Source organism: Acinetobacter sp. ACZLY 512, from assembly GCF_023614015.1.
GTDB classification, from domain to species: domain Bacteria; phylum Pseudomonadota; class Gammaproteobacteria; order Pseudomonadales; family Moraxellaceae; genus Acinetobacter; species Acinetobacter soli.
Genome location: NZ_JAKIVI010000028.1, coordinates 1 through 597, shown reverse-complemented (window position 1 = coordinate 597; position 597 = coordinate 1). Strand labels below are relative to the sequence as shown.

Genomic DNA, 597 nt, shown 5'->3' with positions numbered 1-597 from the left:
CCCTGACCCACGCCGATACACATCGAACACAGCGCATACTTACCGCCCGACTGTTCCAGCTGGTTTAAAGCCGTCGTCACCAGACGCGCACCAGATGCACCCAATGGATGACCCAGTGCAATTGCACCGCCATTCGGATTCACCCGTGCATCGTCATCTGCCAGTCCTAAGTCTCGGGTACAGGCCAGTGCCTGTGCAGCAAAGGCTTCGTTCAGCTCAATCACATCCATCTGATCAAGTGTCAGATTGGCCTGCTTGAGCAGCTTTTTGATCGCCGGTGCCGGTGCGAAGCCCATGATGCGTGGCTCGATACCCACCGTGGTGGAGGCAATGATCTTGGCACGTGCTTTAAGCTGATATTGTGCAACCGCTTCGTCTGATGCAATTAAAACTGCTGCTGCACCGTCGTTGATGCCTGACGCATTGCCTGCTGTCACGCTACCTTCCGGCTTGACCACGCCTTTTAGCTTGGCCAGTCCCTCTAGTGTGGTTGAGGCACGTGGATGCTCATCGGTGGCGATCACCACCGGCTCTCCTTTGCGCTGTGGAATCGTGACAGGCACGATTTCTTTTGCAAAGTAGCCTTTGGCCTGTGCC

At 55.8% G+C, this 597-nt stretch carries 1 protein-coding gene; it reads right to left on the bottom strand.

Annotated elements, in window-relative coordinates:
• On the bottom strand, positions 1 to 597 hold a 597-nt coding region (locus L2096_RS16010), incomplete at both ends, for an acetyl-CoA C-acyltransferase (RefSeq protein WP_250365859.1).